The sequence below is a fragment of the Planctomycetota bacterium genome, assembly GCA_035574235.1.
GTDB lineage: Bacteria > Planctomycetota > MHYJ01 > MHYJ01 > JACPRB01 > DATLZA01.
Genome location: DATLZA010000061.1, coordinates 13,075 through 39,381 on the forward strand (window position 1 = coordinate 13,075; position 26,307 = coordinate 39,381).

22 protein-coding genes are annotated in these 26,307 nt (G+C 69.2%); 15 read left to right on the forward strand and 7 right to left on the reverse strand.

Annotated elements, in window-relative coordinates; genetic code table 11:
• The first annotated feature begins 57 nt into the window (after positions 1-57).
• The 7 genes from def to VNO22_05040 all read left to right on the forward strand — a co-directional run bounded on the left by def (position 58) and on the right by VNO22_05040 (position 7,471).
• Positions 58-678, forward strand: coding sequence for a peptide deformylase (def, locus tag VNO22_05010; GenBank protein ID HXG60706.1), 621 nt, complete (start codon positions 58-60; stop codon positions 676-678).
• A complete protein-coding gene (gene ribF / locus VNO22_05015; GenBank protein HXG60707.1) occupies positions 678-1,598 on the forward strand; it encodes a riboflavin biosynthesis protein RibF in 921 nt (306 codons plus the stop codon). Before def ends, ribF begins: the two co-directional genes overlap by 1 nt.
• 16 nt (positions 1,599-1,614) lie before the next feature.
• On the forward strand, positions 1,615-2,367 hold the full coding sequence (locus VNO22_05020) for a DUF58 domain-containing protein (GenBank protein HXG60708.1): 753 nt from the start codon (positions 1,615-1,617) through the stop codon (positions 2,365-2,367).
• Positions 2,364-3,971, forward strand: a complete 1,608-nt coding sequence (locus tag VNO22_05025; GenBank protein HXG60709.1) for a BatA domain-containing protein — start codon at positions 2,364-2,366, stop codon at positions 3,969-3,971. The genes VNO22_05020 and VNO22_05025 overlap by 4 nt, the downstream gene beginning before the upstream one ends.
• 14 nt (positions 3,972-3,985) lie before the next feature.
• Entirely contained in the window at positions 3,986-4,441 is a 456-nt protein-coding gene (locus VNO22_05030) for a response regulator (GenBank protein ID HXG60710.1), read from the forward strand.
• A gap of 70 nt (positions 4,442-4,511) precedes the next feature.
• Positions 4,512-5,642: a chorismate synthase gene (aroC, locus tag VNO22_05035; GenBank protein HXG60711.1), complete on the forward strand. Its 1,131-nt coding sequence runs from the start codon at positions 4,512-4,514 to the stop codon at positions 5,640-5,642.
• On the forward strand, positions 5,639-7,471 hold the full coding sequence (locus VNO22_05040; GenBank protein ID HXG60712.1) for an ABC transporter ATP-binding protein: 1,833 nt from the start codon (positions 5,639-5,641) through the stop codon (positions 7,469-7,471). Before aroC ends, VNO22_05040 begins: the two co-directional genes overlap by 4 nt.
• Positions 7,472-7,483: 12 nt before the next feature.
• Here the strand turns inward: VNO22_05040 and VNO22_05045 are convergent, their stop codons facing one another.
• The 3 genes from VNO22_05045 to VNO22_05055 all read right to left on the reverse strand — a co-directional run bounded on the left by VNO22_05045 (position 7,484) and on the right by VNO22_05055 (position 13,184).
• Positions 7,484-7,945: a PTS sugar transporter subunit IIA gene (locus tag VNO22_05045; protein HXG60713.1), complete on the reverse strand. Its 462-nt coding sequence runs from the start codon at positions 7,943-7,945 to the stop codon at positions 7,484-7,486.
• 27 nt (positions 7,946-7,972) lie between these two features.
• Positions 7,973-10,609 carry a valine--tRNA ligase gene (locus VNO22_05050; GenBank protein HXG60714.1) on the reverse strand — a complete coding sequence of 879 codons (2,637 nt, stop codon included), beginning with the start codon at positions 10,607-10,609 and terminating at the stop codon, positions 7,973-7,975.
• A 76-nt stretch (positions 10,610-10,685) separates the two neighbouring features.
• On the reverse strand, positions 10,686-13,184 hold the full coding sequence (locus VNO22_05055; protein ID HXG60715.1) for an ATP-dependent Clp protease ATP-binding subunit: 2,499 nt from the start codon (positions 13,182-13,184) through the stop codon (positions 10,686-10,688).
• 215 nt (positions 13,185-13,399) lie between these two features.
• On the opposite strand from VNO22_05055, the gene VNO22_05060 reads away from it, so the two are divergent.
• Positions 13,400-14,515: a hypothetical protein gene (locus VNO22_05060; GenBank protein ID HXG60716.1), complete on the forward strand. Its 1,116-nt coding sequence runs from the start codon at positions 13,400-13,402 to the stop codon at positions 14,513-14,515.
• A gap of 20 nt (positions 14,516-14,535) precedes the next feature.
• On the opposite strand, the gene pnp is transcribed toward VNO22_05060, so the two are convergent.
• The 3 genes from pnp to VNO22_05075 form a co-directional block, all read right to left on the reverse strand.
• On the reverse strand, positions 14,536-16,851 hold the full coding sequence (gene pnp, locus VNO22_05065) for a polyribonucleotide nucleotidyltransferase (GenBank protein ID HXG60717.1): 2,316 nt from the start codon (positions 16,849-16,851) through the stop codon (positions 14,536-14,538).
• 340 nt (positions 16,852-17,191) lie between these two features.
• Positions 17,192-17,461, reverse strand: a complete 270-nt coding sequence (gene rpsO / locus VNO22_05070) for a 30S ribosomal protein S15 (GenBank protein HXG60718.1) — start codon at positions 17,459-17,461, stop codon at positions 17,192-17,194.
• 103 nt (positions 17,462-17,564) lie between these two features.
• Positions 17,565-19,361, reverse strand: a complete 1,797-nt coding sequence (locus VNO22_05075; protein HXG60719.1) for a HEAT repeat domain-containing protein — start codon at positions 19,359-19,361, stop codon at positions 17,565-17,567.
• Between the two features lie 109 nt (positions 19,362-19,470).
• Here VNO22_05075 and lepB point away from each other — a divergent pair, with 109 nt between their 5' ends.
• From lepB to VNO22_05095, 4 genes are read left to right on the forward strand one after another with little or no spacing between them, the layout of a single operon-like run.
• Positions 19,471-19,980: a signal peptidase I gene (lepB, locus tag VNO22_05080; GenBank protein ID HXG60720.1), complete on the forward strand. Its 510-nt coding sequence runs from the start codon at positions 19,471-19,473 to the stop codon at positions 19,978-19,980.
• A 6-nt stretch (positions 19,981-19,986) separates the two neighbouring features.
• A complete protein-coding gene (locus VNO22_05085) occupies positions 19,987-21,450 on the forward strand; it encodes a hypothetical protein (GenBank protein HXG60721.1) in 1,464 nt (487 codons plus the stop codon).
• A gap of 10 nt (positions 21,451-21,460) precedes the next feature.
• On the forward strand, positions 21,461-21,805 hold the full coding sequence (locus tag VNO22_05090; GenBank protein HXG60722.1) for a zinc ribbon domain-containing protein: 345 nt from the start codon (positions 21,461-21,463) through the stop codon (positions 21,803-21,805).
• Positions 21,802-22,242: a hypothetical protein gene (locus tag VNO22_05095; GenBank protein HXG60723.1), complete on the forward strand. Its 441-nt coding sequence runs from the start codon at positions 21,802-21,804 to the stop codon at positions 22,240-22,242. Before VNO22_05090 ends, VNO22_05095 begins: the two co-directional genes overlap by 4 nt.
• 3 nt (positions 22,243-22,245) lie before the next feature.
• Here VNO22_05095 and VNO22_05100 read toward each other — a convergent pair whose 3' ends face one another.
• Complete coding sequence (locus tag VNO22_05100) at positions 22,246-23,391, reverse strand: acyl-CoA dehydrogenase family protein (protein HXG60724.1); 1,146 nt, start codon at positions 23,389-23,391, stop codon at positions 22,246-22,248.
• Positions 23,392-23,467: 76 nt separating this feature from the next.
• On the opposite strand from VNO22_05100, the gene VNO22_05105 reads away from it, so the two are divergent.
• From VNO22_05105 to VNO22_05115, 3 genes are all read left to right on the forward strand, one after another.
• Complete coding sequence (locus tag VNO22_05105) at positions 23,468-24,610, forward strand: aminotransferase class I/II-fold pyridoxal phosphate-dependent enzyme (protein ID HXG60725.1); 1,143 nt, start codon at positions 23,468-23,470, stop codon at positions 24,608-24,610.
• Positions 24,611-24,617: 7 nt separating this feature from the next.
• Positions 24,618-25,571, forward strand: a complete 954-nt coding sequence (locus VNO22_05110; protein ID HXG60726.1) for a D-glycerate dehydrogenase — start codon at positions 24,618-24,620, stop codon at positions 25,569-25,571.
• Between the two features lie 9 nt (positions 25,572-25,580).
• Positions 25,581-26,307: prolipoprotein diacylglyceryl transferase family protein (locus VNO22_05115; GenBank protein ID HXG60727.1), on the forward strand; the 727-nt coding region annotated here is incomplete at its 3' end.

Below are 26,307 nucleotides of genomic sequence, written 5' to 3' on the forward strand. Positions count from 1 at the left end.
TCCCGCCGCCGGGCCAAAGGTTGTAACCCGCCCCGCGCCGCTCTATAATGAGGCCTGATGGAACTCCTTTACTATCCCGACCCCCGCTTGCGCGAACGCGCTCAACCCGTCGACCGCGTGGACGACGAGATTCGCCGCGCCGTTCCCCGCATGTTCGAGATCATGTACCGCGCCCGCGGGATCGGCCTGGCCGGTCCCCAGGTGGCCCTGGCGCGGCGCGTGGTCGTCGCCAACCTCACCGGCGATCCCAAGGCCAAGGAGGCCGAGCAGGTCTTCCTCAATCCGGAAATTCTCGAGAAGTCCGGACGGATGCGGGAGGAGGAAGGGTGCCTCTCGCTTCCCGGGATCGCCGTCGTCGTGCCGCGGGCCGAACGGGTCGTGGTGCGCTACCGGACGCTTGAGGAGCGCGTCGTGGAACGCGCCGCCGAGGGGCTCGAAGCCAAGCTTTTCCAGCACGAGATCGACCACCTGGACGGGATCCTCCTCGTCGACAAGATGACGCCGGCCGACCGGAAGCAATGGGCGCCGCTTCTGAAGGAGCTGGAGGAGCAGCACCAGGCCCGGGCGCGCCGCACCCGCGGGGGCGGTTCCGCGGCCTCCTCCCCTGGGGCGGGCAACGCCGTCGAAGCCCGCGGCGCGGCCCGCGAAGGCGGGTCGGGCCGGACCGCCGCCCTCTGATGGAAATCCTGTCCGGGCTGGAAGCGCTTCCGGATCCCCGCCTGAACGGGTCCGTGGTGACCTGGGGCGTCTTCGACGGCGTTCACCGCGGGCACCGCCGCGTCCTCGAGACGCTCCGGAACTGGGCGCGCGAAATCTCCGCCCCCTCCGTCGCGATCACGTTCGACCGGCCCCCTTCGGAAGTCCTGACCGGAAAGCCCGTGCCGCTCCTGGTTCCCCTCGAGGAGCGCCTGCGGCGGATCGGCGACACGGGGGTCGATTTCGCCCTGGTGATCGCCTTCACTCCCGAATTCGCCCGCCTCGGCGCGGACGACTTCGTGCGCGACGTGGTGGCCGGCCGCCTGCGCGCGCGGGGCATCGTCCTGGGACACGATTCCCGGTTCGGCCGCGGACGGGAAGGGGACCTTGATCTCCTGACGCGCCTGGGGCGCGATCTGGGGATCGAGGTCCGCCGCTGCGCGCCCGAGCTGCATCAGGGCAAGCCCGTCTCCAGCTCTCTCATCCGGGAGGCCGTCGCGGCCGGACGTCTGGAGGAGGCGACGCTTCTTCTCGGACGCGCGCCGTCGGTGACCGGAACCGTCGTCCGCGGCGACCGCCGCGGCACCCGGCTGGGTTTTCCCACGGCCAATATCCCTCTGGGCCGCGTCGTCCATCCGCCCGCGGGCGTCTACGCCGTCGAGGCCTCCCTCGAAGGGCGCGTCTACCGCGGCGTGGCCAATCTGGGAACCCGGCCGACCTTCGAAGCCGGGGGGCGGGAGGTCCTCGAGGTCCATCTTCTGGACTATCCCGGCGGGGATCTCTACGACCGGGTCGTCGAAGTTCGGTTCCTCCGCCGGCTTCGGGAAGAACGCCGGTTCGACGACGCCGAGGCGCTCCGGCGGCAGATCCAAGCCGATATAGAATCCGTGCGGAGCCGCTGACGGCCGGCGCGGACGAATGATGCTGTTCGATGAAACGTTCCTGAGGAAGCTCGAGGCCCTCCGGCTGGCGGTCCGCCGCTCCATCGCGGGGCGCCGGGAGGGCGAGCGTCCGACGCGCCGGTCCGGCGGCGCCTCCGAGTTCGTCTCCTACCGCTCGTATGTCCAGGGCGACGACTTCCGGTCGATCGACTGGAACCTCTACGGAAGGCTCGGCCAGCTCTACGTCAAGGAGTTCACCCGCGAAGAGGCCCTTCCCGCGCGCGTGTTCGTCGATACGACCTTGTCCATGGCCCCCAAGTTCGACTACGCCCGGCGGCTGGGCGCGGCCCTGGCGTGGGTGGCCCGCCGGGAATGCCCCGTGCAGTCCCTGGAGGAACTGGAGGCCCTTCGCCTGGGAAGCCCCTTCCACGTCCCGCCTCTGTCCCGCGGGCTCGTTCTTGTGGTGAGCGATCTGTGGGACGAGAGCCTGCGGCCCAGCCTCAGCCGCATCCGCGCCGAGCGGGTGGTGGTGCACGTGCTTTCTCCCGAGGAGCTGGAGCCTCCCTTTCGCGGCAAGGTGCGGCTTGTGGACGCCGAAACGGGCGAGAGGCTCGACCGGTTCGTAGGGGAGGAGGAGGCGGCGGCCTATCGGCGGGCGCTCGAGGAGCATTGCGAGGCCTGGAAGCGGTGGTGTTTCGACCGGGAGATCAACTACGTGCGCTTCTCGAGCGCCACTCCGCTGGAGGAAGCGGTGCTCGTTTACCTCCGCCGGGCGGGGGTGCTGGAATGAGCTTCGAGACGCCGGGGGCGCTCTGGGGGCTCCTGACGCTGGCGCTCCTGGCGCTTTTCAGCCTGTGGCGCCAGGCGGCCGCGCGCACCGTGGTCCCGAGCCTTCTGCTCTGGAAGAAGATTCCGGAGCGCAACCCGCCGCTCCGGGCGCTGCGGCGGCCGCGGTGGCGGATCGATCTCCTCTTTCAGGCGCTCGCGGTGACGTGCCTCGTTCTGGCTCTGGCCGGCCCGTACGTCGCCTCGTCGCGTCCGAAGCCTCGAAGGGTGGCGCTGGTTCTGGACACGTCGGCCCGGATGCTGGCCGGAGGAAAGTGGGAGCGAGCCCGGCGGGAGGCGGCGCGCTGGGTCGAGGAGAAGCTTTCGGGCGACGAGGTGGCGTTCTACGCCTCCGATCCTTCTCCGCGCCGCGCGGAGCGCCTCGAGGAGATCCGGCCGGTTCACGCGCACGTCGATCTCGGTCCGCTCCTGGCGGTGGCGCGTTCGCAGGCCGACGAGGTGGTCGTCTTTTCCGACCGGCCGGTCGAAGGGGCGCATCTGAGGCTCCTGGCCGGTCCCGCGGGCAATGTGGGGATCGTGGAGTTCACCGCGGCGGAGGACGAGCTTTTTGCGCGCGTGGTCAACCACGGTCCGCCGCGGTCCGTGAGGGTGCGGTGGAGCGTGGACGGTGAGGCGCGGGAGGAGGAGCGGACGCTCGAGTCGGGCGTCTCGGCGTGGTCGCGGCGGGGCGACTTCCGCAAGGCGCGGCGCGTGTCGATCGAAGTGCGGGCGGAGGACGGCTTCGCGCTGGACGACCGGGGGGACGCGGTTCGTCTGGAGCCCGATCGAATCGTGGTTTCGCTTTCCGGCCAGCGGGTGCCGCTTCTGGAGCGCGCCCTTCGGGCGGCGGCGGGGGTGGAGCTCCGGTACGACGGCGGCGCGGGTCAGGTGGCGATCGGCGTGGACGAGGAGCCGCCGGCGGGGGAGCTTCGCGTGAGGATTCATCCGCCGCGGGGGGCGCTCGAAGGGGAAGCGGTCGTCGCGCGGCATCCTCTCATGGAGGGGCTGGAGCGGCGGGCCGCGGAGGAACTAGTGCCGGCGGGGGTGGGGGAGCTCCCGGCGGGGGCGCGGGAAGGAGAGCCGCTTCTCGTCGTGGGCGGCCGGCGCGCGGCCGCGATCCGGGGTCGCGAAGTGCATCTTTCGATCGACTGTGCGCCGGACCGGTGGCCGGCCACGGTCTCGTTTCCCATCTTCTGGGCGAACGTGATAGACTTTGCGAGGCGCGGCGCCTCGGGCTGGAAGGTGTTCCGTACGGGGCGGCCCGTGGAGCTTCCGGCCAAGGCGCGGATCGTGGACCCTTCCGGCCGCGAGAGCGCGCCCTCGCGGACCTTTCTCGGGTACGAGGTCGGAGAGTACGTTCTGAGGTTCGCAGACGGCGAACGGAGGATTCGGACGAGCCTCCTGGACGAGCGGGAGTCGGACACGGCGGGCGAGGCGCGGGATCTCGATTGGAATCCCGCGGACCCGGCGGGTCGGGAGCCGCTCCGAAGGTCCCTGGCCGGCCTGGGGGCGGCGGCGGCTTTGGGGTTTCTGGCGCTGGCGTGGCTGGCGCAGGCGCGGGGGGATTGACGGCGACAGCGTCTATGGGCAAGACCATTCTCGCGATCGACGACTCGAAGAAGATCCTCGACATCATCAGGTACTTCCTCGAGCAGGAGGGGTATTCGGTCAAAGCGGTCCAGGATCCGCGGGAGGGGCTAAAGGTCGCCCGCGAGGGGGGGATCGACCTCATTCTGCTCGACATCATGATGCCCGGGATGGACGGCTACACGGTGTTCGACCGCCTCAAGAAGGATCCGGCGACGCAGGAGATTCCCGTCGTCATGTTGACGGCCAAGGCGATCATTCTGCACACCCCGAAGGATTTCTTCTATGGGCTCTATGGATTCCTGGCCAAGCCCTTCTCCAAGCAGCAGCTCGTGAAGGTCGTGGGGGAGGCGCTCCGGGTGACTCAGGAGGAGCGGGAAGGAGCGGACGGGAAGGGGGAGGCGTCCGATCCCGAGCTTCCGGAATCGGAGACGCCCAATCACTTGTCCTGAGGGGAGGCGCGCCTTTCTCCGGGGACCGCGAATTGACCCCCTCTGAGGGCGGTCTTATAATTTCACCCTAATGCTCCGCTACGTGACGGCCGGGGAATCTCACGGCAAGTGTCTGATCGCCCTGATCGACGGAGTCCCGTACGGGACGCCGGTGTCTTTGGAGGCGGTCAACGCCGAGCTTCAGCGTCGCCAGGGGGGATATGGGCGCGGGGCGCGGATGAAGCTGGAGAAGGACGAGGCGGAGATCCTCACGGGGGTACGCAAGGGGCATACGCTCGGAAGTCCCCTGACCCTGCAGATCGCCAACCGCGTCCAGAACGCGGAGGATCTCAATCCGATCACGCGTCCCCGACCCGGCCATGCGGATCTGGCGGGGGCGATGAAGTACGGCACGCAGGACGCGCGGGACGTGGCGGAGCGGTCGAGCGCCCGGGAGACGGCGGCGCGGGTGGCGGCCGGGGCGTTCGCCGGGTCCTTTCTGACGCACTTCGGCATCCGCGTCCTGGGATACGTGGTCGAGGTCGGCGGGATTTCGAGCGATGCGCGGATCGACGACCCGGACGAGCTTGTGCGGGTGCGGGACGAGTCGCTCTTCTATACGCTCGACCGGTCGCTGGACGACCGGATCCGGGCGCGGGTGGACGAGGCGCGGGCGGCGGGGGACACGCTGGGGGGCGTCTTCGAGGTGCGGGTCTTCGGGGCGCCGCCGGGGCTGGGGAGTCACGCCGGGTGGGAGCACAAGCTCGACGGCGCTCTGGCGCGCGCGCTCATGTCGGTGCAGACGGTGAAGGCGGTCGAAGTGGGGCTGGGGTTCGAGGCCGCGCGCCGGCCGGGTTCCCAGATGCACGACGAAATCGTGATGGGGCCGGACGGCCGGCTGGGGCGTTCGCGCAACAACGCCGGCGGGATCGAAGGCGGGATGACCAACGGGCAGCCCGTCGTGGTCCGGGCGGCCTGCAAGCCGATTTCCACGCTGCGCAAGCCGCTTCAGACCGTGGATCTGGCCTCCAAGGAGCAGGCGCAGGCGCTCTATGAGCGGTCGGATGTCTGCGTGGTGCCGGCCGCCAGCGTCATCGGCCAGGCGGTGGTCGCCTTCGAAATCGCGCGGGCGTTTCTGGACAAGTTCGGCGGCGACACGTTCGAGGAGACCCGCCGGCGCCACGAGGAATACCGCCGGCAGTTGGAGCGGTACGGGCGATGAAGTCGGGGGCCCCTTCGGAGCCCGGGGAGCCCAGGCCCGCCAACATCTGGGCGCTGACGTGGCGCTTCCTGCGCCGGGCCCGCCCCTACGCTCCGCGCATCGCCCTGACGCTCGCGGTGGTGCTCGTGGCCAGCGGGGCCAAGACGATCCAGGCCTGGATCGTCAAGCCCGTGATCGACAACGTCGGGGCCGAGCGTCCCGGCGCGCCGGCCGAGGACACGGGGACCGGAAGCTGGCTCAAGCGTCTCGGGCGGCCTTCGGACTGGGACATCCGGCTCGTGGCCGGCCTGGCGATCGCGCTTTCCCTCGTCATGTTCGTTTTCGGGTACCTTCGGGACACGATGACGAACTGGCTCACCAACCGCATCGTGGCCGACCTGCGCAACGACGTGGCCGAGCACCTGGCCTATCTGCCGCTGAGGTTCCACTACGACCGAAAATCGGGGGATCTCGTGTCCCGGACCACCAACGACGTCGCGGTGGCGGAGGCCGCGGCGAACTTCTATTTCGACGACGCGATCGTTCATCCGATCATGATCCTGTGGGCGCTGGCGGCGGCGTTCTACACGAACTGGATGCTGGCGCTGGGAGCGCTGCTGTTTTTCCCGTTCTACGTCGTCGTCCTGGCGCGGGTCGGGCGCCGCATGCGCAAGGCGCGCAAGAAGAGCCTGGAGCATCTGGGGGACATGACCGGGACGATGCTTCAGACCTTCGGGGGCATCAAGATCGTCAAGGCCTTCAACACGGAGGCCGACCAGGTGCGGGAATTCCGCCGCCACAACGAGAATTATTTTCAGAAATACATGGCGAGCCTCCGCCGCAAGGCCATCGGGGAGAACATGAACCAGCTCTTCATGGGGCTGGCGCTCGCGGTGGTGCTGGTGGTGGGATACCAGCTTCTCGAGCTCGGCCGGATCACGCCGGGGCAGCTCGCCTTCTTCGGGCTGGCGGTGGCGATGATCAATTCCTCGGTCCGGGAGCTGTCGAAGTCCTACAACCGCCTCGTGGAGGCTTCGGCGGGGTGCGAGCGCGTGTTCGAGATCCTCGACCAGCCGCGCGAGAGCGAACACGCGACGGGCGAGGAGCTGGGAGGCCGCGTCTCCTCGGTGGAGTTCCGGGGGGTGACCTTCGCCTACGACGGCGTGCCCGTGCTGCGGGACGTGAGCCTCAAGGCGCGGCCGGGCGAGGTGCTGGCGGTCGTGGGCCGCAGCGGGGCGGGCAAGACCACGCTGGTGGACCTGCTCTGCCGTTTCTATGACCCGCAGGAGGGGGCGGTGTTCGTCAACGGCGTGGATCTCCGGCGGGTGCGGCGTTCGTCGCTCCTGGCGCGCGTGGCCGTGGTCACCCAGGAGACCTTCCTCTTCCACGCCACGATCGGGGAGAACATCCGTTACGGGCGCCGGGACGCGACGCCGGCGGAGGTGGAAGCGGCGGCGCGCGCGGCCTACATCCACGAGTTCATCGCCTCTCTGGAGCGCGGCTACGAGACGCCCGTGGGAGAGCGCGGGGCCAAGCTCTCGGGAGGGCAGCGCCAGCGGATCGCGATCGCCCGGGCGATCCTCCGGGATCCCGACATCCTCATTCTGGACGAAGCCACCAGCGCCCTGGACGCCGAAAGCGAGCAGGCCGTCCAGGCGGCCCTTCAGAACCTGCTGCGTTCAGACCACCGCATCACCTTCGTCATCGCCCACCGCCTGTCCACGGTGCGGGGGGCGGACCGCATTCTCGTGCTCGATCAGGGACGCCTGGCGGAGGAGGGTTCGCACGAGGATCTCCTGGCGCGGGGGGGCGTCTACGCCGCGCTCTACCGGACGCAGCTGGCCGAGTGACGGGCGCCCGCGTCACCCTTCGTGGGCGCGCACGGCCTGAAGCGCTTCGCCCGGGGTTCGCGCGTCCAGAAGCGCGGCGCGGAACGCTTCCAGGCTCAGGAGCTTGGCCGCGGCGGCCAGCGCCCGCAGATGCGTCCGGGTCGAGGGCCGCGGGATCGTCAGAAGAACGATGAGGCGGGCGGGGCGGCCGTCGACCGATTCGAAGGGCACTCCGCGGGGAGCGACGGCCAGGGCCGCGGCGGGTTCGCGCAGGCCGTCCACGGCGGCGTGGGGGAACGCGATCCCGTTTTCGAGTCCCGTGGACGCCAGCCGCTCGCGCGCCCGGAGGGCGTCCAGGGCGGCGTCCCGGCGTTCCCGGGGGAGCCGCGCGCCCGCCACGAGGGCGTCCACGAGCCGGACGATCGTCTCCTCTTTGTCGCGGGCCTGGAAGCCGAGGACGATCTGGTTTTCCCGGAGGAGATCGCTCAGTTTCACGACGCTCCCTCCCCGGCCGCCGCCCGGTCAGGCGCTCTCGAGATCCCGGAGATGGGCTTCGAGTTCCCTCACCTTGGCCTGGAGGGCCTCGAGCTTGGCTTCGACCTCCTCGGCGAGTTCCGGCTTGCGGCGGCGGAACTCCTCGTTGGCGAGCTGCCGCTCCAGCTCGGCGGCCTGGCTGCGCCCCCGTTCGAGCTCCCGCCGCGCGCGTTCCCGCTCGGCGGCCACGTCGATTTTCCCTTCCAGAGGCACATAAACGGTGAAATCGCCGGCCGCCGCCGTCGCCGAAAGACGCGGCTTGGCCTGATGCGCGCCGATTTCGAGCGCCTCCACGTTGGCCTGGGCGCGAAGGATGGACGCTCCGGCGCGCAGAAGTCCGGCGGTGCGCTCGTCCCGGGTCGAAAGGACCGCGGCCACGGGGATCTTCGGGGAAATGCCGTTCCGGCCGCGCACGTCGCGCACGAGGCGCACGGCCTCGAACACGAGCTCCAGGCGTTCCTCGATGTCCGGCCGCCGGAGCGACGCGGGCACCTCGGGCCACGGCGCGCCGATGAGGGCGCTCCGGGCTTCTCCGCGGAGGGCTCCGAGACGCTGCCAGATCTCTTCCGTGACGAAGGGCACGAAGGGGTGAAGCAGCCGCAGCGACGCGTCGAGTACGTAGGCCAGCGTCCGCCGGACGGCGGGCTCCTCGGCGCGGCGCTTCGAAAGTTCGATGTACCAGTCGCAGAAGTCGTTCCAGACGAACCGGTAGAGAAGCTGGGCGGCCTCGCCGAACTCGTACCGGTCCAGGGCGTCGGAAACCCCGGCGGCGGTGGCGGAGAGGCGGCTGAGGATCCAGAGGTCTTCCTCGAGGGCGTCCTTCTCGGGCGGCGAGGCCGGGGCGTCGCCGATCCTGGAGGCGGCATAGCGGGCGGCGTTCCAGAGCTTGGTGACGAAGTTGCGGGACATCTCCACCCGCTGGACCGAGAGCTTGCTGCCGAACTTGATGTCCTGCGCGCCGGTGCAGAGCCACGCGAGGGCGAAACGCAGGGCGTCCGCCCCGTACTCGTCGATGAGGCCCAGCGGGTCGATGCCGGTGCCCTTGGACTTGGATTGGCGCTGGCCCACGTCGTCCATGATCGAGGCGTGGATGACGACGTCGGAGAAGGGCTTTTCTCCGCGGAATTCGAGACCCGCCATGATCATGCGGGCCACCCAGAGGTTGATGATGTCCCGGGCGGTGACGAGGACCTGGGTGGGGTAGAACTTCTCGAGGTCGGGGGTTTCCTCGGGCCAGCCGAGCGTGGCGAACGGCCAGAGCGCGCTCGAGAACCAGGTGTCCAGGACGTCCTCGTCCTGCCGCAGCGCGCGGTCCCCGCAGGCGGCGCAACGGTCGGGATCCTCGACGGCGGCGGTCGCGTGTCCGGACCCGCAGTACCAGACGGGAATCCGGTGGCCCCACCAGATCTGTCGGGAGATGCACCAGTCCCGGATGTTTTCCATCCAGTCGTAGTAGAGCTTGGACCAGCGTTCGGGGTGGAAGCGCACGTCGCCCGACCGGACGGCCCGGAGGGCGGGGGCGGCCAGGTCCTTCATGCTCACGAACCATTGCTCGGAGAGGTAGGGTTCGAGGACGGTTCCGCACCGGTAGCAGGTGCCGAGCGGGACCGCGTAGTCCTCGACCTTTTCGAGGAGTCCGCGCGCCTCCAGGTCGGCGACGACGCGGGTCCGGCAGGCGAACCGGTCCAGGCCCCGGTAGGCGCCGGCCGCCTCGTTCATGACGCCCTTGGGGTCCATGACCGTGAGCGCCTTGATGCCGTGGCGGCGGGCGCACTCGAAGTCGTTGGGATCGTGGGCGGGGGTCACCTTGACGGCGCCCGAGCCGAAGGACGGGTCCACGAAGGCGTCCGCGATCACCGGGATGGGGCGCTCGGCCAGGGGCAGGAGGACGCGGCGGCCCGCGAGATTCTTGTAGCGGGCGTCGTCCGGGTGGACGGCGACCGCCATGTCGCCGAGCATCGTTTCCGGGCGGGTCGTGGCGACCACGAGGAACCGTCCGGGTTCGCCTTCGACGGGGTAGCGGACGTGCCAGAGTTTTCCCGGCTCTTCCTTGTGGACGACCTCGAGGTCGGAGAGCGCCGTCAGATCGCGCGGGCACCAGTTGACGATCGCCAGGCCGCGGTAGATGTAGCCCTTTTTGAAAAGCGAGACGAAGACGTGCCGCACCGCGCGGGTGTAGCCGGCGTCCATCGTGAAGCGCGTGCGGGACCAGTCGCAACTGCATCCCAGCCGGCGGAGCTGGTAGAGGATGGTATTGCCGTATTGCTCTTTCCACCGCCAGACGCGTTCCAGGAACTTTTCGCGCCCGAGATCCCAGCGGGTCTTCTTCTCGCGGGCGAGTTCACGCTCCACGACGACCTGGGTGGCGATGCCGGCATGGTCGGTGCCGGGAAGGTAGAGGGTTTCGTACCCTTCCATGCGCTTGCGGCGGGCCAGGATGTCCTGAAGGGTGTTGTTGAGCGCGTGCCCCATGTGGAGGGAGCCGGTCACGTTGGGCGGGGGGATGACCAGGGTGAAGGGCTCCCGGGGCGAGGCCGGGTCGGCCCGGAACCACCCTCCCTCTTCCCAGAGGCGGTAGATCCGCTCCTCGGCCTCCTTGGGGTCGAAGCGCGTGGCGAAATCCATAGGGGAGAGGGCCATTATAGGCCGGAGGGGTCCGGTGTCAACGCCGCCGGTCGCTCGGAGCGGACGAAGGGGGTCTTCAGGCGCTCTTGGACCCGCCGGACGCGTCGGCCGCGGCGCCCACTTCCTTCTTCTCGCCGGGTTCCTTCGGCTCGAAGAAGAGGTGTCCGTCCTTGAGGCTGATCTTGATCTCCTTGGCCTCACGGAACTCGCCGCGCAGGAGCCCTTCGGAGAGCGGATCCTCGACGAGCCGCTCGATCGCCCGCTTGAGGGGCCGGGCGCCGAAGTCCGGGTTGTACCCCTGGTCGATGAGGTATTCCAGCGCCTCCGGGGCCAGCGTGATGCGCAGGCCTTTCTTGGCCACGCGCTGCTCCACCGCCCGCATCTCGAGGTGGATGATCTGCTCGAGGTCCTGGCGGGTGAGGGGCCGGAACACGATGATGTCGTCCAGGCGGTTGAGGAACTCCGGGCGGAAGTGCTTCTCGACCTCCTTGGAGAGGAGCTCCTTCATCGCCTGGTAGGTCGTGTCCACCGTCACCTTCTTGAAGCCGAGGGTGGTCTGGTTCTTGAGGACCTCGGCCCCGATGTTGGAGGTCATGATGAGGATCGTGTTCTTGAAGTCGATGTTGCGCCCGAAGCTGTCGGTGAGGCGTCCCTCCTCCATGATCTGAAGGAGCATGTTGAAGACGTCCGAGTGGGCCTTCTCGATTTCGTCGAAGAGGACCACCGCGTAAGGCCGGCGGCGGATCTTCTCGGTGAGGTGTCCGCCCTCCTCGTAGCCCACGTAGCCCGGCGGGGCGCCGATGAGGCGCGACACGTTGTGCTTCTCCATGTACTCGGACATGTCGATCGTGATGAGGGCGCTCTCCTCGCCGAACATGATCCGCGCGAGCGCCTTGGCCATGAGGGTCTTGCCGACGCCCGTGGGGCCCAGGAAGATAAAGCTTCCGATCGGCCGCTTGGGATCCTTGAGCCCCGCGCGGGACCGGCGGATGGCGCGCGCCACGGCGCTGACCGCCTCGTCCTGGCTGACGACGATCTTGTGCAGCTCCTCCTCGAGATGGAGCAGCCGCTCCGCCTCTTTCTTCTCGATCCGGGTGAGAGGAATTCCGGTCATCATCGAGACGGTCTGGGCGATGACCTCGGCGTCCACGACGCCGTCGAACTCCTTGTTCTGCTCGCGCCACTCGGCGAGGATCTTTTCCTTGGTCTTCTTGAGCTGCATGGCGCGGTCGCGCATCTGGGCGGCCCGTTCGAACTCCTGCAGCGAGATCGCCTCGTCCTTCTCCTTTTCGAGTTTCTTGATCTCCTCCTCCAGCTCCTTGATGTTGGGGGGCGAGACCATGGACTGCAGCCGCACCCGCGCGCCGGCCTCGTCCATCACGTCGATCGCTTTGTCGGGCAGGAACCGCCCGTTGATGTAGCGCATGGAGAGGTCCACGCAGGCCTCCAGCGCCTCGTCCGTGTAGCGCACCCGGTGGTGCGCCTCGTACTTGTCGCGCAACCCCTTGAGGATCTCCAGGCTCTCCTCGCGGCCGGGGGGCTCCACGATGATCGTCTGGAACCGCCGCTCGAGCGCGCCGTCCTTCTCGATGTGCTTGCGGTACTCGTCGAGCGTCGTGGCGCCGATGCACTGGATCTCGCCGCGGGACAGCGAAGGCTTCAGGACGTTCGCCGCGTCGATGGCGCCCTCCGCGCCGCCGGCCCCCACGAGCGTGTGCAGCTCGTCGATGAAGAGGATGATGTTCTTGGCCCGGCGCACCTCGTTCATGACCGCCTTGATGCGCTCCTCGAACTGGCCGCGGTATTTCGTTCCCGCCACCATGAGCGCCAGGTCCAGGACCACGATCCGCTTGTCCTTGAGGACCTCCGGGACGTTGCCGTTGATGATGTCCTGGGCGAGTCCCTCGACGATCGCGGTCTTGCCCACGCCGGCCTCGCCGAGAAGCACGGGGTTGTTCTTCGTGCGGCGCGAGAGGACCTGCATGACGCGCTCGATCTCCTTGCGCCGGCCGATGACCGGATCGAGCTTGCGCTCGCGCGCCAGCTCCATGAGGTCGCGTCCGAAGGCGTCGAGCGCCGGGGTCTTGGACTTCGAGGTCTTGGTGTTGAGCTTGTCGTCCACATCCTGCTGGACGTCGGCCCCGAGGACCTCGAGCACCATGTCGCGGACCTCGTCGAGCTTGAGCCCGAGGTTGGTGAGGACCTGGGCGGCGATCCCCTCGTTCTCCTTGAGGAGCCCCAGGAGCAGGTGCTCCGTGCCGATGACGTCGTGGCCCAGCTGGCTGGCGGCCTCGCCGGCCAGCTCGATGACCCGCTTGGCGCGGGGCGAGAAGGGAAGCTGCCCCAGGGTGACGGTGGGAGAGGTGGAGGGGGTGATGAGCTTCTCGATTTCCTGGCGGATCCGTTTAAGATCCACGTTGAGGTTCTTGAGCACCTTGGCGGCCACGCCCCCGCCCTCCTGGATGATGCCGAGGAGGATGTGCTCCGTGCCGATGAACTCGCTGTTGAGCCGCTGGGCTTCCTGGCGCGCCAGGCTCATGACTTTGCGGGCGCGCTCGGTGAATTTCTCGAACATTCGGTGGATCTCCCGCTAGGATCGAGGAAGGGCCGCCGCGAGCACTATAGCACCCGGCCCCGGGACCGTCAAGGCACCCGGCCCGCGGCCCTCCTTCCTAGAACTATGACGTCCGGCGGCCCGCCCCCATTCCCCGGAACCGCCGCCGGGGCGGCGAACCTTCGCGCCGGCGCTTCGTTTGTGTTCCTGGAGGCCCTTTTGTAAAGTAGAAAGCCATGTCCGAACCGATGGCCAACCCGTTCCGCAAGCCCGGCGCCCCGGGGCCCCGGGTGCCGCCCCCTCCCGGCATGATGCCGCGCGAGTGGGCGCGCCTCTACGTCATGGCGCTCATCCTCCTTCTGGCCCTGGGCACCATGATCTATATGAAGAAAATGATTCCTTCCGGCGCCCCGCGCCCGGACGGAAAAGAAACGAGCGGCGTGGCCCTGGAATCCCGCCGCCCGCCGCAGGATTCCGGAGCGGACGAGGCCCGCCCGGAGCCGCCCGCGGGGCGCAAGAAGGAGATTCCCCTCGCTCCCTTGCCGGCCGACGGCGCCGTGCCGTACCGCGAGCTGGCCGCCCCCTTCCGCGACGGCGACGAGCCGCCCGTCAAGGAAACCCCCGAGTTCGTCAACCTCCTGAACGTCTTCCTGAACGCCGTCCCCGCGGAAGGCTTTTCCAAAGCCGTGGATCCGCAGGTTCCCGCCGACCGGGCGTTTCTGGAGCCGGATCGATACCGCGGGACCCCTTTGCGCACCTACGGGCGGCTCATCCGCATCTACACGGAGCCGCTCGACTGCACCACGCCCAACAACGTCGAGCGCGTCTACTTCGGCGTGATGCAGGAGTACAGGACCAACCGCACGGTGTGCTTTTATCTGCCGGAGCTTCCGAAGGATCCGGCCACGGGGAAGCCCCTCGCGTTTCGGACCTACCGCAAGGGGGGCGAGGAGTTTTACGAAGACTGGGTGGAAGTCGAAGGGATCTTTCTGCGCCGGTACATCTATCCGTCCCGCATGGAAGATCCTCAGGGGCAGCCGGTCTATGCCAAGTCCGCGCTGCTTTTCGCCAAAAACATCCGTCTGGCGCCCAGGCCGCAGTATTCCGATCACCGGGCCGGATTCATCGCGATGGTGAGCCTGGTGGCGGCCGTGATCGTGGCGATCGTGCTTGTCGCGGGGATCGCCAGCCGAAAGTACGGTTCCGGCGACCTGCGGATGAAGCTCCTGGCGCTTAAGCGGGCCAGGAAGGAGACGCCGCCGCCGGTCGCCGTGGCGCCCCCGGCCCAGGCGCCCTCCGCCGCGCCCAAGGACGAACCTCCGGCCGGAGGCGCGACGCCTCCCGCCGTCTGATCCTTTCGGGCGCTCCCCCTTTACGAGTCGCGGCGCGGACCGCGATGCTCCCGCCGGGGCGGTCTCCCGCCGCCTCCTCCACCGCCCCCCGAGGGGCGGGGCGGGCGCGATTCGCGGAAGCGCTGTTCGCCGCCGCCGGCGGACCCCGCGGCGCCGGCCGGCGCCGGAGCGCCCGCGGACGAGGGCTGCCCGCCGTTGAGCGGCTGAAGCGGAGGGAGTCCTTTTTCCGCGCGCGCCGCCTTGATCGAGAAGCGGTTGCGGCCCTGCGGGTCGGCGCTGAGCATCTTGACTTCGACTTCCATGCCGACCTTCAGGAAGTCGGCCACCTGGATGCCGCGCTGATCGGTGATCTCGGTGACGTGGACCAGACCGTCCTGCCCCGTCCCGGCGATTTCGCAGAAGGCGCCGAACTCCTTGAGCGAAACCACGCGGGCCGGGTAGATGGCCCCCACCTTCAGCTCCTGGGTCATCCCCTCGATGATGGCGCGGCAGCGGTCCAGCGCCTCCTTGTCTTTCGAGGCGATGACGACCTCGCCGGAGTCGTCCTCGCTGATCTCGATGACGCAGCCGGTGCGCGCCTCGATGTCGCGGATGGTCTTTCCTCCGGGGCCGATCAGGAGCCCGATCTTGTCGGGCGGAATCATGATCCGCACGAGCCGCGGCGCGTGGGCCGAGAGCTCCTTGCGCGGTTCCGCGATCGCTTCGCGCATGCGCGCCAGGACGAACAGGCGCGCCTCCCGCGCGTCGGCCAGGGCCTGCCGGGTGATCTCCATGGGAATGCCGGCCGCCTTGAGGTCCATCTGCAGGGCCGTGATCCCTTTCTCGGTGCCGGCCACCTTGAAGTCCATGTCCCCATGGGCGTCCTCGCTGCCCAGGATGTCGGTGAGGATGGCCACCTTGCCCTGTTCGCGCACGAGCCCCATGGCGATCCCCGCCACGGGGGCCTTGATCGGGACGCCCGCGTCCATGAGCGCCAGGCACCCGCCGCACACGGTCGCCATGGAGGACGATCCGTTGGATTCCAGGATGTCGCTCATGACCCGGACGGTGTACGGGAATTCCTCCTCCGGAGGCATGACCGCCTCGAGCGCCCGCTGGGCCAGCGCCCCGTGGCCGATCTCCCGGCGGCCCGGCCCGCGGATGGGCTTCACCTCGCCCACCGAGAAGCTCGGGAAGTTGTAGTGGAGCATGAAGCGCTCCGAATACTCTTCCTCGAGGCCCTCGACGATCTGCTCGTCCTGCTTGGTCCCCAGCGTGGTCGTGCAGAGCGCCTGCGTCTCGCCCCGGGTGAAGAGAGCCGAGCCGTGGGTGCGCGGGAGGAGGCCCAGCTGGATCGAGATCGGCCGGATCTCCTTGAGGCCGCGACCGTCGGCGCGCTTGCCCTCCAGGGCGTAGGAACGGACGAGCTCGTCGAGCACGCGGTCATAGGCCCGCGTCACGTCCACTTTGGAAGGCGCCTCCGGGAGCGGCTCCCCGCGTTCGTCCCGCGGGATCATCTCCTCGAAGACGCGCTCCCGGAGCTTCTGGAAGGCCTGGTTCCGGTCGCGTTTGATCTTGATGAAGAAGGCCCGGCGCATCTCCTCGAGGAAGCGTTCCCGGATCCGCGACGCCAGAGCTTCGGGGAAGGGTTTGATCTCGTATTGCCCGGGCGGGCGACCGGCCAGCTCCCGCAGCCGCAGCTGCGCGTCGATCAGGGCGCGGATGGGGGGCATCGCGGCCTCGAAGGCCTGCACCATCTGCTCCTCGGTGACTTCCCGCGCGCCGGCCTCGACCATGATGACTCCGTCCCGGGTGCCGGAGAGGACCAGGTCGAGCCGGCTTTCCTTGAGCTCCGCCGAGGTGGGGCAGACGACGAACCGATCGCCGATCAGGCCGATGCGGACGGATCCCACGGGTCCCTGGAACGGGAGGTCCGAGACCATGAGGGCGGCGGACGCGGCGTTCATGGCGACGATGTCGGGATCGTGGATCTGGTCCGCCGAGAAGACGTTGAGATGCACCTGGAGGTCCACGAAGAAACCGTCGGGGAAGAGCGGCCGGACGGGGCGGTCGCAGAGGCGCGAGGTGAGGATTTCCTTGGTGGTGGGGCGTCCTTCGCGCTTGATGAACCCTCCCGGGAACCGACCCGCGGCGGACATCTTTTCGCGGTAGTCCACCGTCAAGGGGAAGAAGTCGATATCCTCACGGGCGGGCGCCGAGACGCAGGCGCCGAGCACCATGGTTTCCCCCAGGGTGACCATGCAGGCGCCGTTGGCCTGCCGGGCCAGCCCGCCCGCTTCGAAGATAAACTTGCGCCCGTCGCCGAGATCGGCTTCCACGCGATGGCCGAGAGACATGGAACCTCCGTTGAGGCATTGCGGGCCCGCGGAGGCCCATCGGAAGGCGGGAACGACGAAAGGCAGGAACCCCGCGCCCCCGCGGGGGTCTCGTCTTTCGTCTGACCCTGGACCTTCCGGCCTCCGGGAGTCCCGTGAACCTAAAAAAGTAACCGTTCAGGGAACGGAATCAAGAATCAAGAATGAAGAATCAAGGGGTGTCTTCTCCCCCTGGATTCTCGATTCCTGATTCGAAACCTGTCCCCCTGAACACAGACGAAATAAAAAAGCCCGGAATTCATGACGCAGCCCCGAAGGGTCCGTGATGAAATCCGGGCCGTGACACACTCAACCAGCTTGCTTACTTTCGGATTCCCAGCCGCTTGATCAGCGTCTGGTACCGTTCCTGATCGGTCGACTGCAGGTACTTCAGGAGCCGCGCCCGCTGGCCCACCATCATGAGGAGGCCTCGGCGGGACGTGAAGTCCTTCTTGTGGACCTTAAGATGCTCGGTCAGGTGGTTGATCCGCTCGGTGATCAGCGCCACTTGGACCTCAGGGGAACCGGTGTCGCCCTTGTGGAGGGAGAATTCCGTCAGGAGCGTCTTCTTGCGGTCCGGCGCGACGGCCATAGGCACTCCTTATGAGTCATGATCCGGGGCCCCGCGGCCCCTCAAGCAGGGCAAATGATAACAAGCCGGGGGGAGCACTTCAAGGAATAGTTCGGCGGGGGCGTCACCGGGTGTGAGGAGGCTTGTTGGCCTCGTACCAGGCGCGCAGGGCCGCGGCGCGCGCTTTCGGGTCCGGCGGGTTTCCTTCGGCGGGCGTGCCCAGGATGACGGCGGCGGCCTCCCATACCTCGGGGGCCGGCTTCGGATTCTCCTCGAGTTCCGCGGCCAGGGAAGGCGCGATGCGCCGGGCCTGCCGGCGGACCGCTTCGACGGCGGCGCGCCGCGCGGCCTCTTCCGGACGGCCCAGCGGGGCGATGAGCTTCGCCGTTCCGGTCCGCAACGCCTGCTCCAGGAACCGGCGTCGCTCTTCGGGGTGCGGAGGCGGATTCGTCAAGAGCAGAAGATGCGCTTCCTCGAGGAGAGGCTCCGGATCGCCCATCCGCTCCAGGACCGAAACGATCGCCCGGCGGTTCTTCCACCACTCCTCCTGTCCCTGAGGAAGCTTGGCGTCGATCTCGCGGAGGGTCTTGAGGCCGCTTTCGACGTCCTTGAGTTCCAGATAGCAGTCGGCGATCCGGCGCAGGACGTCCAGCCGCTCGGGAGCCTGCTGGGCCATCTGGCGGAAGTGGGCCAGCGCGCCCTTGGGGTCGCGCGCGGCCATCAAGGCGGCGGCGATGGCGCCTTCCCAATCCAGCGCCCGCGCGGCCAGGCCGGGCGGCGGGACCAGGGGATGAAGCCGCGTCGAGCAGACGAGCGAAGCCTCCGAAAGGCGGCCGCGCTCCAGGAGCGCCCGGGCAAGCCGTTCGTTGGCCTCGAATCCTTCGCCCGCCAGGGCGAGCATGGAGGTCCAGAGCGCCCGGCGGACCACTTCCGTTTCTTCCGCGCGCAGGTAGGCCGGCAGGAGAATCGACTCGATGGCCTCCACGGGGGCCATGAGCCCCAGGGCCGCCGCGGCCGCCTGGCGCAGTTTCTCGTTGGGGTCGTTGCGAAGGATCTCCGCCAGGCGGGGAAGGGCCGCCGCGTCCTTGAGCTTGCCGAGCGCTTCAATGGCCACCTGTCGCACGTCCGGCGGGTAGGCCGCCTCCACGTAGGGGCGCAGCCGATCGGCGGCGCGCGGATCGCCGATCTTTCCCAGGCTGTTGATGCAGGACCACCGGATCGCGTCGCGCGGGGTGCGGTCGAGAAGGCCCAGAAGGCCCTCCACCGCGTCGGGGGCCCCGATGACCCCGAGGACATCGACGACCTTTTCGAGGACCTGCTCGTCGGTTTCCGTCGCCAGCCGCGCGGTCAAGGGCGCCACGGCGGCCGGCTGTTTGGCGGCGCCGAGCGCGTCGATGGCGGCGATCCGCGTCTCGCGATCGGGGTCCCGGAGCAGGCGCAGGAGGGCTTCGACGGCACGGGCGCCGGTTCCGCTCTTGAGCGCCGCGGCGGCGGCGCGGCGGACCGACGGCGAGGGGTCCTCCGCGGCGGCGAGGATCGCGGCTTCGGCCTCCGGAAGCGGCACGCGTCCCAGGAAGGCCACGGCCTGGACGCGGAAGGGCTCCGCGGCGGCGGGCAGGCGCCGGAGCACGGCGGGCAGGGACGCGCGGCGCCGGTCCTCGGGCAGCGCCGCCAGTTCCCGCAGGGCCGCCGCCGCGACCTCGGGGAACTCGGAATCGAGCGCGGCCTCGAGGACTTTGAGCTCCTCGGCGGGGGCTGAGGACAGGCGCGCCAGCCGCAGCCTGAGGTCGAGGTTTTCGAGGCGCGCCTTGAGAAGTTCCTCGCGAAGGCGGCGGGCTTCATCGGCGCCGGGGTCCTGAGCGGGAGAAACCTGGCCGCAGGCCAGAAGAAAAGCCGCCTGGACGAGAAGGGGCCCTTTCATCGCACCGCTCGCGCCGCGCCATTCTGATTATAGGGCCGGGCTTCCGGTCGTGTCAACGCGAAGGTCCGCGCCTTTGGAAGTGCTTGACAGTTTCCGGAGGCGCCTTAAGATGGCCCGAAGCGTTCTCATGCTCGTCGAACTCGCGCTTCGCTACGTCAAAATGCTCGTGGCCTTCGCCCTGCTCTGGGCGGGGCTGTGGGCATACAACACGTACGGATGCGTGCGCGTCGAAGGCGGGGAGATGGAGCCCGCCGTCGGCCGCGGGGCCAACAAGATGATCCGCCCCGGCGTGCGCATTCCTGAGGATCTTCGTCACGACGACTTCATCGTGTACTCGGCCGCCGTTCAGGGGAAGGCCCCGCGCGTGTTCGCCGGTCGCGTCCTCGGGCTTCCCGGCGACCGGATCCGCATCGAAAACGGAGAGGTCGTCCGCAACGGCACGCGGCTGGCTTCTCCCTACGTTCCGGCCAACCAGCGCACGCAGGACGATTATCCCGAGATCGTCGTGCCCCGGGACAGCGTCTTCGTCCTGGGGGACAGCCGGCGAACCGCGGCGGCGTCCGACAGTCGCGCGGTGGGGCCCGTCGGCCGGTGGGCGATCCTGGGGCGGCTTCCGTAGGAGCTCATGAACGACCCCGAGGTTCCGGTTCGGAGATTCGCGCTGACGGCGGCGTCGCTGGCGCAATACGCGGCGGCCGCGGTCTTGACTCTCGCGGCCTTCGTCGTGGGGTACCACTCCTTCGCCGCCTGGCGGTTCCGCACGGCCTTGGAGGAGGCGTACCGCGGGCACGACGCGGGTAACTGGGGCGCCGTGCGCCCCGCGGTCGAGGAGGCCCTCCGGTGGCGCCCGGATTTCGCCGGCGCCCGGGTCCTTCGGGCCAAGATGCTCTGTGTCACGGGAGAGCTGGAGGCCGCGCGGCAGGAATACGAGCGTCTGAGATCCGAGGGGTATGTCCCCCCGCCCGTGCGCCTCGGACTGGGCGTCGTTTACCTGCGGCTGGCCGAGCGCGCGGCGGACGGGCGGGCCACGGCGGAGCTGGCGGAGCTCGCGCGCAAGGAGTTTCAGGCCGCCCGCGGGACCGCCCCGGAGGCGGAGATCGGCCTGGGCCACGTGGAGCTGCTCCTGGCGGCCCGGACGGGGGACGACGCCCGCGCCGCGTCCGCCCGCGGCATCTTCGGCGCGGTGCGCACGGCGCTCCAGGGAAACGCGGAGGTCGCCCGGCGCATCACGCGGGAGGGCCTTCTCGACTACTACGCCGGGTTGGGACGTGTGCTGGCTTCCGCGCCGTCGTCCGAAGGCCGGGCGGCGGCGGAAGCGTTCCGCGCCGCCTATCTTCTCTCCCGTCCGCGCTGGGCGCGCCCGCTGGCCAACCTCCTGGCGATGGAGGCGCGGCGGTTTCTGGAGGGCGGAGCGCGGACGGCGGAGCAGGTCAAGGCCATGGAGGCCGAGGTGACCGCGCTGCGCCACGAGATGGCCGCGCTCTGGCGGGGGAACCGTCAGGCCCAGGAGGAGATGAAGGAGGCCTGGCTCGCCTATTCCCTGGCGGCGGCGGCCGCGTTCGGCCGCTCCGGCAACGCGGAGCGGCAGGGCCAACTCATCCGGGAAGTGACCGCCGGCGGCTTCGGGGACCGCCGGGAGCCGTACCTCATGGACGCCCTGATCCGGACCGAATCCGCGCTGCGCGAGGATCCGAACCCGGCCGTCCGGGATCGCCACGTCGTGGCGGCCATCGCCAGCTGCACGCAGCTTCTCTCCAAGCTCGGCGCGCCCGCCGACGAGCCGGGGCGCGAACACCGCGCCCGGGCGCTCAACGCTCTGGGATGGCTGGAAGCCTGGCGCGGGACGCTCCAGAAAAGCGAAGCGCTCATCGTGCGGGGGCTCGGCCGGGTGACGGAGGCCCTGCAGCTCCGGCCCGACGACTACGTGTACAACCGCAACGCCGCGGTGCTCCTCAAGCAGGTCCGCCGGCCGCCGGCCGCCTGGCAGCCGTACCTGGAGAAGGCGCGCGCCGCCGCCGCGCAGGGTCCCTGGGCCGAGGATTTCGCGGCCGTCGAGCGGTATCTTGAGGCGGACGGACGTCCTCAATAGAGGTAGATCGATGCGGTGTCCCGCGTGCCGTCACGACAACCCCGCGGCGCTCGCCTTTTGCGGGCGCTGCGGCGTCCGGCTCGACTTCACCGCCGACGAGATCCAGCACTCGCTGGCGGAAAAGGCGCGCACGGAGGCGGTCCGGGACACGGCGGCGTACGCCCGCCACGCGCTCTTTCTGGCGGTGGTGCTGCTTCTGGTGGCCGTGACGCTGCGTTTCCTGGCGGGCGGGGCGCCGGAGGAGCCTTACGTCGTGCCGTCCGCCGCGCAGGGGGCGCGGTATCTGGACGTGGAAGTGCGGCTGGAGCCGGAGCTTCCGAAACTTCTGATCCCCGTGGAGAACCGTCCCCGATGAAAATAGCGCCGGCCTGGGCGTGCCTGATTCTGGCGGGATGCGTGGACACGCCGCATTTCCGCGGTGAAGGATTCTCGCAGTATTACCGCGGTCCGGCCGAGGAAACGCAGGGGCCGCGGCGCGTCGAAAGTCGGGAGATCCTGCACTGGACCAAGGACCCGCGCGAAAAGAAGAGAATCGGATACCTTCACCGCTACGAAGTCCAGCCCAAGGGGTCCCGCGACGTGCGCGAGTGCTACTACATCAGCGACGCCACGGGAACCAAGGAAATCGGATTCATCACCGCGGAGGGGGTCTTCTACCGGTTCGACGCCCGCGGCCGGCTGGCGGAGCCGGCGGTCGGGGCCTACACGATCCTGACGACGGGGCTCAAGGTCTTCTTCGGCCTGCCCCTCTCGGACAACCTGGACGTGGAGCCGATCGACCCGTACCGGTAGACTCTAGAGGCGTCCCAGGATCTCCCGGGAAATCACGATCCTCTGGATCTCCGACGTGCCCTCGCCGATTTCGCAGAGCTTCGCGTCTCGATACTGCCGTTCCACGCCGTACTCGGCCATGTATCCGTAGCCCCCGAGGACCTGGATGGCGTTGCGCGTAACGCGCATGGCCATCTCGCTGGCGAAGAGCTTGGCGATGGAGGCTTCCAGACGGAACGGACGGCCCGCATCCTTGAGCCGGGCGGCGTGATAGATGAGGTGCCGGGCCGCTTCGATTTCGACTTTCATGTCCGCGAGCATGAACGCCACGGCCTGGTGGGCGCCGATCGGCTTTCCGAACGTGCGCCGCTCGCGGGCGTATTCGAGGGCGCGTTCGTAGGCGCCCTCCGCCAGGCCGAGCGCCATCGCGCCGATCCCGATCCGCCCCGCGTCCAGAATCTGCATGAAGTACTTCCACCCGTGGCCTCGCTCGCCGAGCAGGTGCGTTTCCGGGACGAAGACGTCCTCGAAGGTCACGTAACAGGTGTCGCTGGCCCGGCAGCCGAGCTTGTCCTCCTTGCGGGCGACGGTGACGCCCTTCCAGGAGGGCTCCAGAACGAAGGCGCTGATGCGGGCGTGCTTCTCGGCCTCCCGGTCCGTGACGGCGGTGATCGTCATGACTCCCGCGACGCTCGCGTTGGTCATGAAGATCTTCGAGCCGTTGATCTTCCAGCCGCCCGGGACGGGCACCGCCGTGGTCTGCGTTCCGCCGCTGTCGGAGCCGGCCCCGGGTTCGGTGAGGCCGTACGAGCCGATCGTCTCGCCGCGGGCGTTCGGGGGGACGTAGCGGCGCCGGAGCTCTTCGCTCCCGAAAAGAAAGATCGGCATCGTGCCGAGCGACGTGTGCGCCGCGAGCGTCAGGCACGTGGAGCCGCAGACCTTGGCGATCTCCTCGAGCGCGAGGACAAAGGAGAGCGTGTCCGCCCCCGCCCCGCCGTACTCCTCCGGAAGGGGGATGCCCGTGAGCCCCAGCTCCGCCAGGCGCCGGAAATTCTCCCAGGGGAATTCGCCCGTCTCGTCCAGGCGCGCCGCGCGGGGGAGGAATTCCTTGCGGGCCAGGTCCCGCACCGTGTCCCGGATCAGGCGCTGCGTTTCGGTCAGCTCGTCCATTCGGCTCCCGCCGTAGTCTATCCGCCGCCGGGATCCTTGCCAAGGCCGCCCCGCGGGGGGTAGGATCCTTCGCACCGTGCCGCCCCGAAAAACCGCCCGGCGTCGCTTCGCCCGGCGCCTGGAACGGCTCGAGATCTCCGGCATCCGCCGGATGTTCGAGCTGGCCTCCCGCATTCCGGGGGCCGTGGACCTGTCCCTCGGCCAGCCGGACTTTCCTCCGGCGCCCGAGGTGCGCGAGGCCGCCCTCCGCGCCATCCGGGAGGGCCGGCACGGCTATACCGTCACGCAGGGTCTCCCGGAGCTCCGGGAAAAGATCCGCGCGGAGCTCGTCCGCCGCGCGGGATTCTCCACCCAGGAGATCCTCGTGACCGCGGGCGTCTCCGGCGCGCTCTTTCTGGCCATGGGCGTGCTCGTCGAAAAAGGCGACGAGGTCGTGATCCCGGATCCCTATTTCGTCCTCTACCGCAACGTGGTGCGCTTTTTCGGCGGCACGCCCGTCTTTCTGGACACCTACCCGGACGGCTTCCGCATCCGGCCGGAGAAGCTCGAACGGCTTCTGACTCCGCGGACGAAGCTGATCCTCTTCAACAATCCCGTCAATCCCACGGGCGTGGCCTACCGGCGCGAGGAGGTGGCGGCGATCGCCGACGTGGCCCGGCGCCGCGGCGTGCTGCTCGTTTCCGACGAGATCTACGCCTCGTACAGCTACGATTTTCCGCACGAGAGCATGATGCTCCATACGGACGAGGTCGTGCTCCTCGGGGGCTTCGGGAAGGCCTACGGCATCACCGGCTGGCGGCTCGGATTCGCCGCGGGGCCGCCCGACGTGATCGAAAAGATGACTCAGGTGCAGCAGTTTTCCTTCGTGTGCGCCCCGACGCCGGCGCAGTACGCGGGCGTGGCGGCGCTCGACGTGCACGTTCACGAGAACGTCCGCGAACACCGGCAGGACTACCGTCGTCGCCGCGACTTTGTCTACGACAGCCTCAAGGACTGTTACGAGATGGTGCGCCCCCAGGGGGCGTTTTACTTTTTTCCGCGCTGCCCGGGGGGGCTTCGCGACCGCGAGTTCGTGGCGCGCGCGGTCGAGGCGAAGGTTCTCGTTGTCCCCGGGAGCGCCTGTTCGCGGAAAGGAACCCATTTCCGGCTTTCCTACGCCGTGCCGGACGCGGTTCTGGAACGCGGCGTCGAGGCGCTACGCCGCCTGGCCCGGAGGTGATGCGACCGTGCCCTTCCGCGTGTATCGCCCGTACGATTTTCCCGATCCGGTGGATCCCGCGCTTCAGGCCGACTTGCGGCGGCTCGGGGTGCGTTTCGAGAAGACCCTTCATCCCGGGACGGAAGCGATCGTGACGCTTCTGGACCTGCGGGTGGACGAGGCGCTTCTTTCGCGCCTGCCGCGCCTGCGGGCCGTCTGTAACGTGGCGGTCGGGTACGACAACATCGACGTCCCCGCCGCCACCCGGCACGGCGTGTGGGTGACCAACACGCCGGACGTCCTGACGGACGCCACGGCGGACCTGGCCTGGGCGCTCCTTCTGGCGGCGGCGCGGCGCGTGGCGGAGGGGGACCGTTTCGTCCGGGCCGGCCGATGGAAGCGCTGGGACTGGACCATGCTGCGCGGAGTGGATGTCCACGGAAAGACGCTCGGGATCGTGGGCGCGGGGCGGATCGGGCAGGCGGTCGCGCGCCGGGCGGTCGGGTTTTCCATGCGGGTGCTCTACGCCTCGCGGGAACGCAAGCCCGCCTTCGAGCGGGAAACGGGGGCCCGGCGGGCGCCGCTGGATCGGCTGCTTCGGGAATCGGATTTCGTTTCGATCCACGTGGCTCTGACTCCCGAGACGAGGGGTCTGATCGGCGCGCGGGAGCTGGGGCTCATGAAACCCACGGCGATTCTCGTCAACACCGCGCGGGGACCGATCGTGGACGAGGCGGCGCTGGCGAAGGCGCTCCGGTCGGGCGGGATCCGGGCGGCGGGGCTGGACGTTTTCGAGCGCGAGCCGGCGGTCCATCCGGGCCTTCTCGGGCTCGAGAACGTCGTTCTCTGTCCGCACATCGGGAGCGCTACGGACGAGACGCGCCGGGCGATGTACGAGACGGCGCTGCGGAACCTGGCGGCGATCGTGGCGGGACGGCGGCCGCCCCATCCGGTGAACCGTCCGTCGCGGCGGCCGGAGTAGGGGAACGCCGTGTGGCCTTTCCGGATCGGGCTGGGACCGCTGGCGCTGACGCCGGTGGAGGTGTTCGCGTTTCTCGGAGTGCTTCTGGTGGCGTGGGTTTCGCGCCGCCGGATGGCGGAGCTGGGGGTCCGGGGCGGGACGCTCTGGGATCTGGCGCTGGCGGCCCTCGTGGGAGGCTCGATCGGGGCGCGGCTTTTCTATTTCCTTCCGCTGTGGGTACGCGGTGTGGAGCCGGGGGCGAACCTGGTCGGCGCGTGGAGCGAGGGGTCGGGGTTTTTCGGCGGGCTCCTCGGGGGATCGGCGGCGGTGGCGCTCGTGGCGCGCCTGAAGGGGCTTCCCGCGGCGGGAGTTCTGGACGCGGCGGCGGCGCCGCTGCCGGTGGGATTTGCGGTGGGAAAGGTGGGTTGCTTCCTGGCGGGCTGCTGCTACGGGCGGCCGTGCGAGGGGTTTCCGGGCGTGCGTTTCGTCCGGGGATCGCTGGCGGGGGATGCGCGGGCGGTTCATCCCACGCAGCTTTATGAGCTGGCGCTGGCGGTTCTTCTTTTCGGGATTCTTTCGCGTCTGGCCCGCCGGCCTCATCGGCCGGGGAGCGTCTATGGGGCGCTTCTCGCGGGGTATTCGATCTGGCGGTTCGGGATCGAGTTTCTGCGGGACGATCCGGGGCGGCACGGTTTCGGCGCGGCGCTTTCGGATTCGCAGATCGCGGCCCTGGGGGTTCTGGCGGGGGTGGCGGGGG

Coding starts and splice junctions, on each gene's coding strand:
- VNO22_05040 (HXG60712.1), top strand. CDS start 5,639: ATGAAGTCGGGGGCCCCTTCGGAGCCCGGGGAGCCCAGGCCCGCCAAC.
- def (HXG60706.1), top strand. CDS start 58: ATGGAACTCCTTTACTATCCCGACCCCCGCTTGCGCGAACGCGCTCAA.
- VNO22_05050 (HXG60714.1), bottom strand. CDS start 10,609: ATGGATTTCGCCACGCGCTTCGACCCCAAGGAGGCCGAGGAGCGGATC.
- VNO22_05020 (HXG60708.1), top strand. CDS start 1,615: ATGATGCTGTTCGATGAAACGTTCCTGAGGAAGCTCGAGGCCCTCCGG.
- VNO22_05085 (HXG60721.1), top strand. CDS start 19,987: ATGAACGACCCCGAGGTTCCGGTTCGGAGATTCGCGCTGACGGCGGCG.
- ribF (HXG60707.1), top strand. CDS start 678: ATGGAAATCCTGTCCGGGCTGGAAGCGCTTCCGGATCCCCGCCTGAAC.
- lepB (HXG60720.1), top strand. CDS start 19,471: ATGGCCCGAAGCGTTCTCATGCTCGTCGAACTCGCGCTTCGCTACGTC.
- VNO22_05055 (HXG60715.1), bottom strand. CDS start 13,184: ATGTTCGAGAAATTCACCGAGCGCGCCCGCAAAGTCATGAGCCTGGCG.
- VNO22_05090 (HXG60722.1), top strand. CDS start 21,461: ATGCGGTGTCCCGCGTGCCGTCACGACAACCCCGCGGCGCTCGCCTTT.
- VNO22_05100 (HXG60724.1), bottom strand. CDS start 23,391: ATGGACGAGCTGACCGAAACGCAGCGCCTGATCCGGGACACGGTGCGG.
- VNO22_05025 (HXG60709.1), top strand. CDS start 2,364: ATGAGCTTCGAGACGCCGGGGGCGCTCTGGGGGCTCCTGACGCTGGCG.
- VNO22_05030 (HXG60710.1), top strand. CDS start 3,986: ATGGGCAAGACCATTCTCGCGATCGACGACTCGAAGAAGATCCTCGAC.
- aroC (HXG60711.1), top strand. CDS start 4,512: ATGCTCCGCTACGTGACGGCCGGGGAATCTCACGGCAAGTGTCTGATC.
- VNO22_05060 (HXG60716.1), top strand. CDS start 13,400: ATGTCCGAACCGATGGCCAACCCGTTCCGCAAGCCCGGCGCCCCGGGG.
- pnp (HXG60717.1), bottom strand. CDS start 16,851: ATGTCTCTCGGCCATCGCGTGGAAGCCGATCTCGGCGACGGGCGCAAG.
- rpsO (HXG60718.1), bottom strand. CDS start 17,461: ATGGCCGTCGCGCCGGACCGCAAGAAGACGCTCCTGACGGAATTCTCC.
- VNO22_05095 (HXG60723.1), top strand. CDS start 21,802: ATGAAAATAGCGCCGGCCTGGGCGTGCCTGATTCTGGCGGGATGCGTG.
- VNO22_05075 (HXG60719.1), bottom strand. CDS start 19,361: ATGAAAGGGCCCCTTCTCGTCCAGGCGGCTTTTCTTCTGGCCTGCGGC.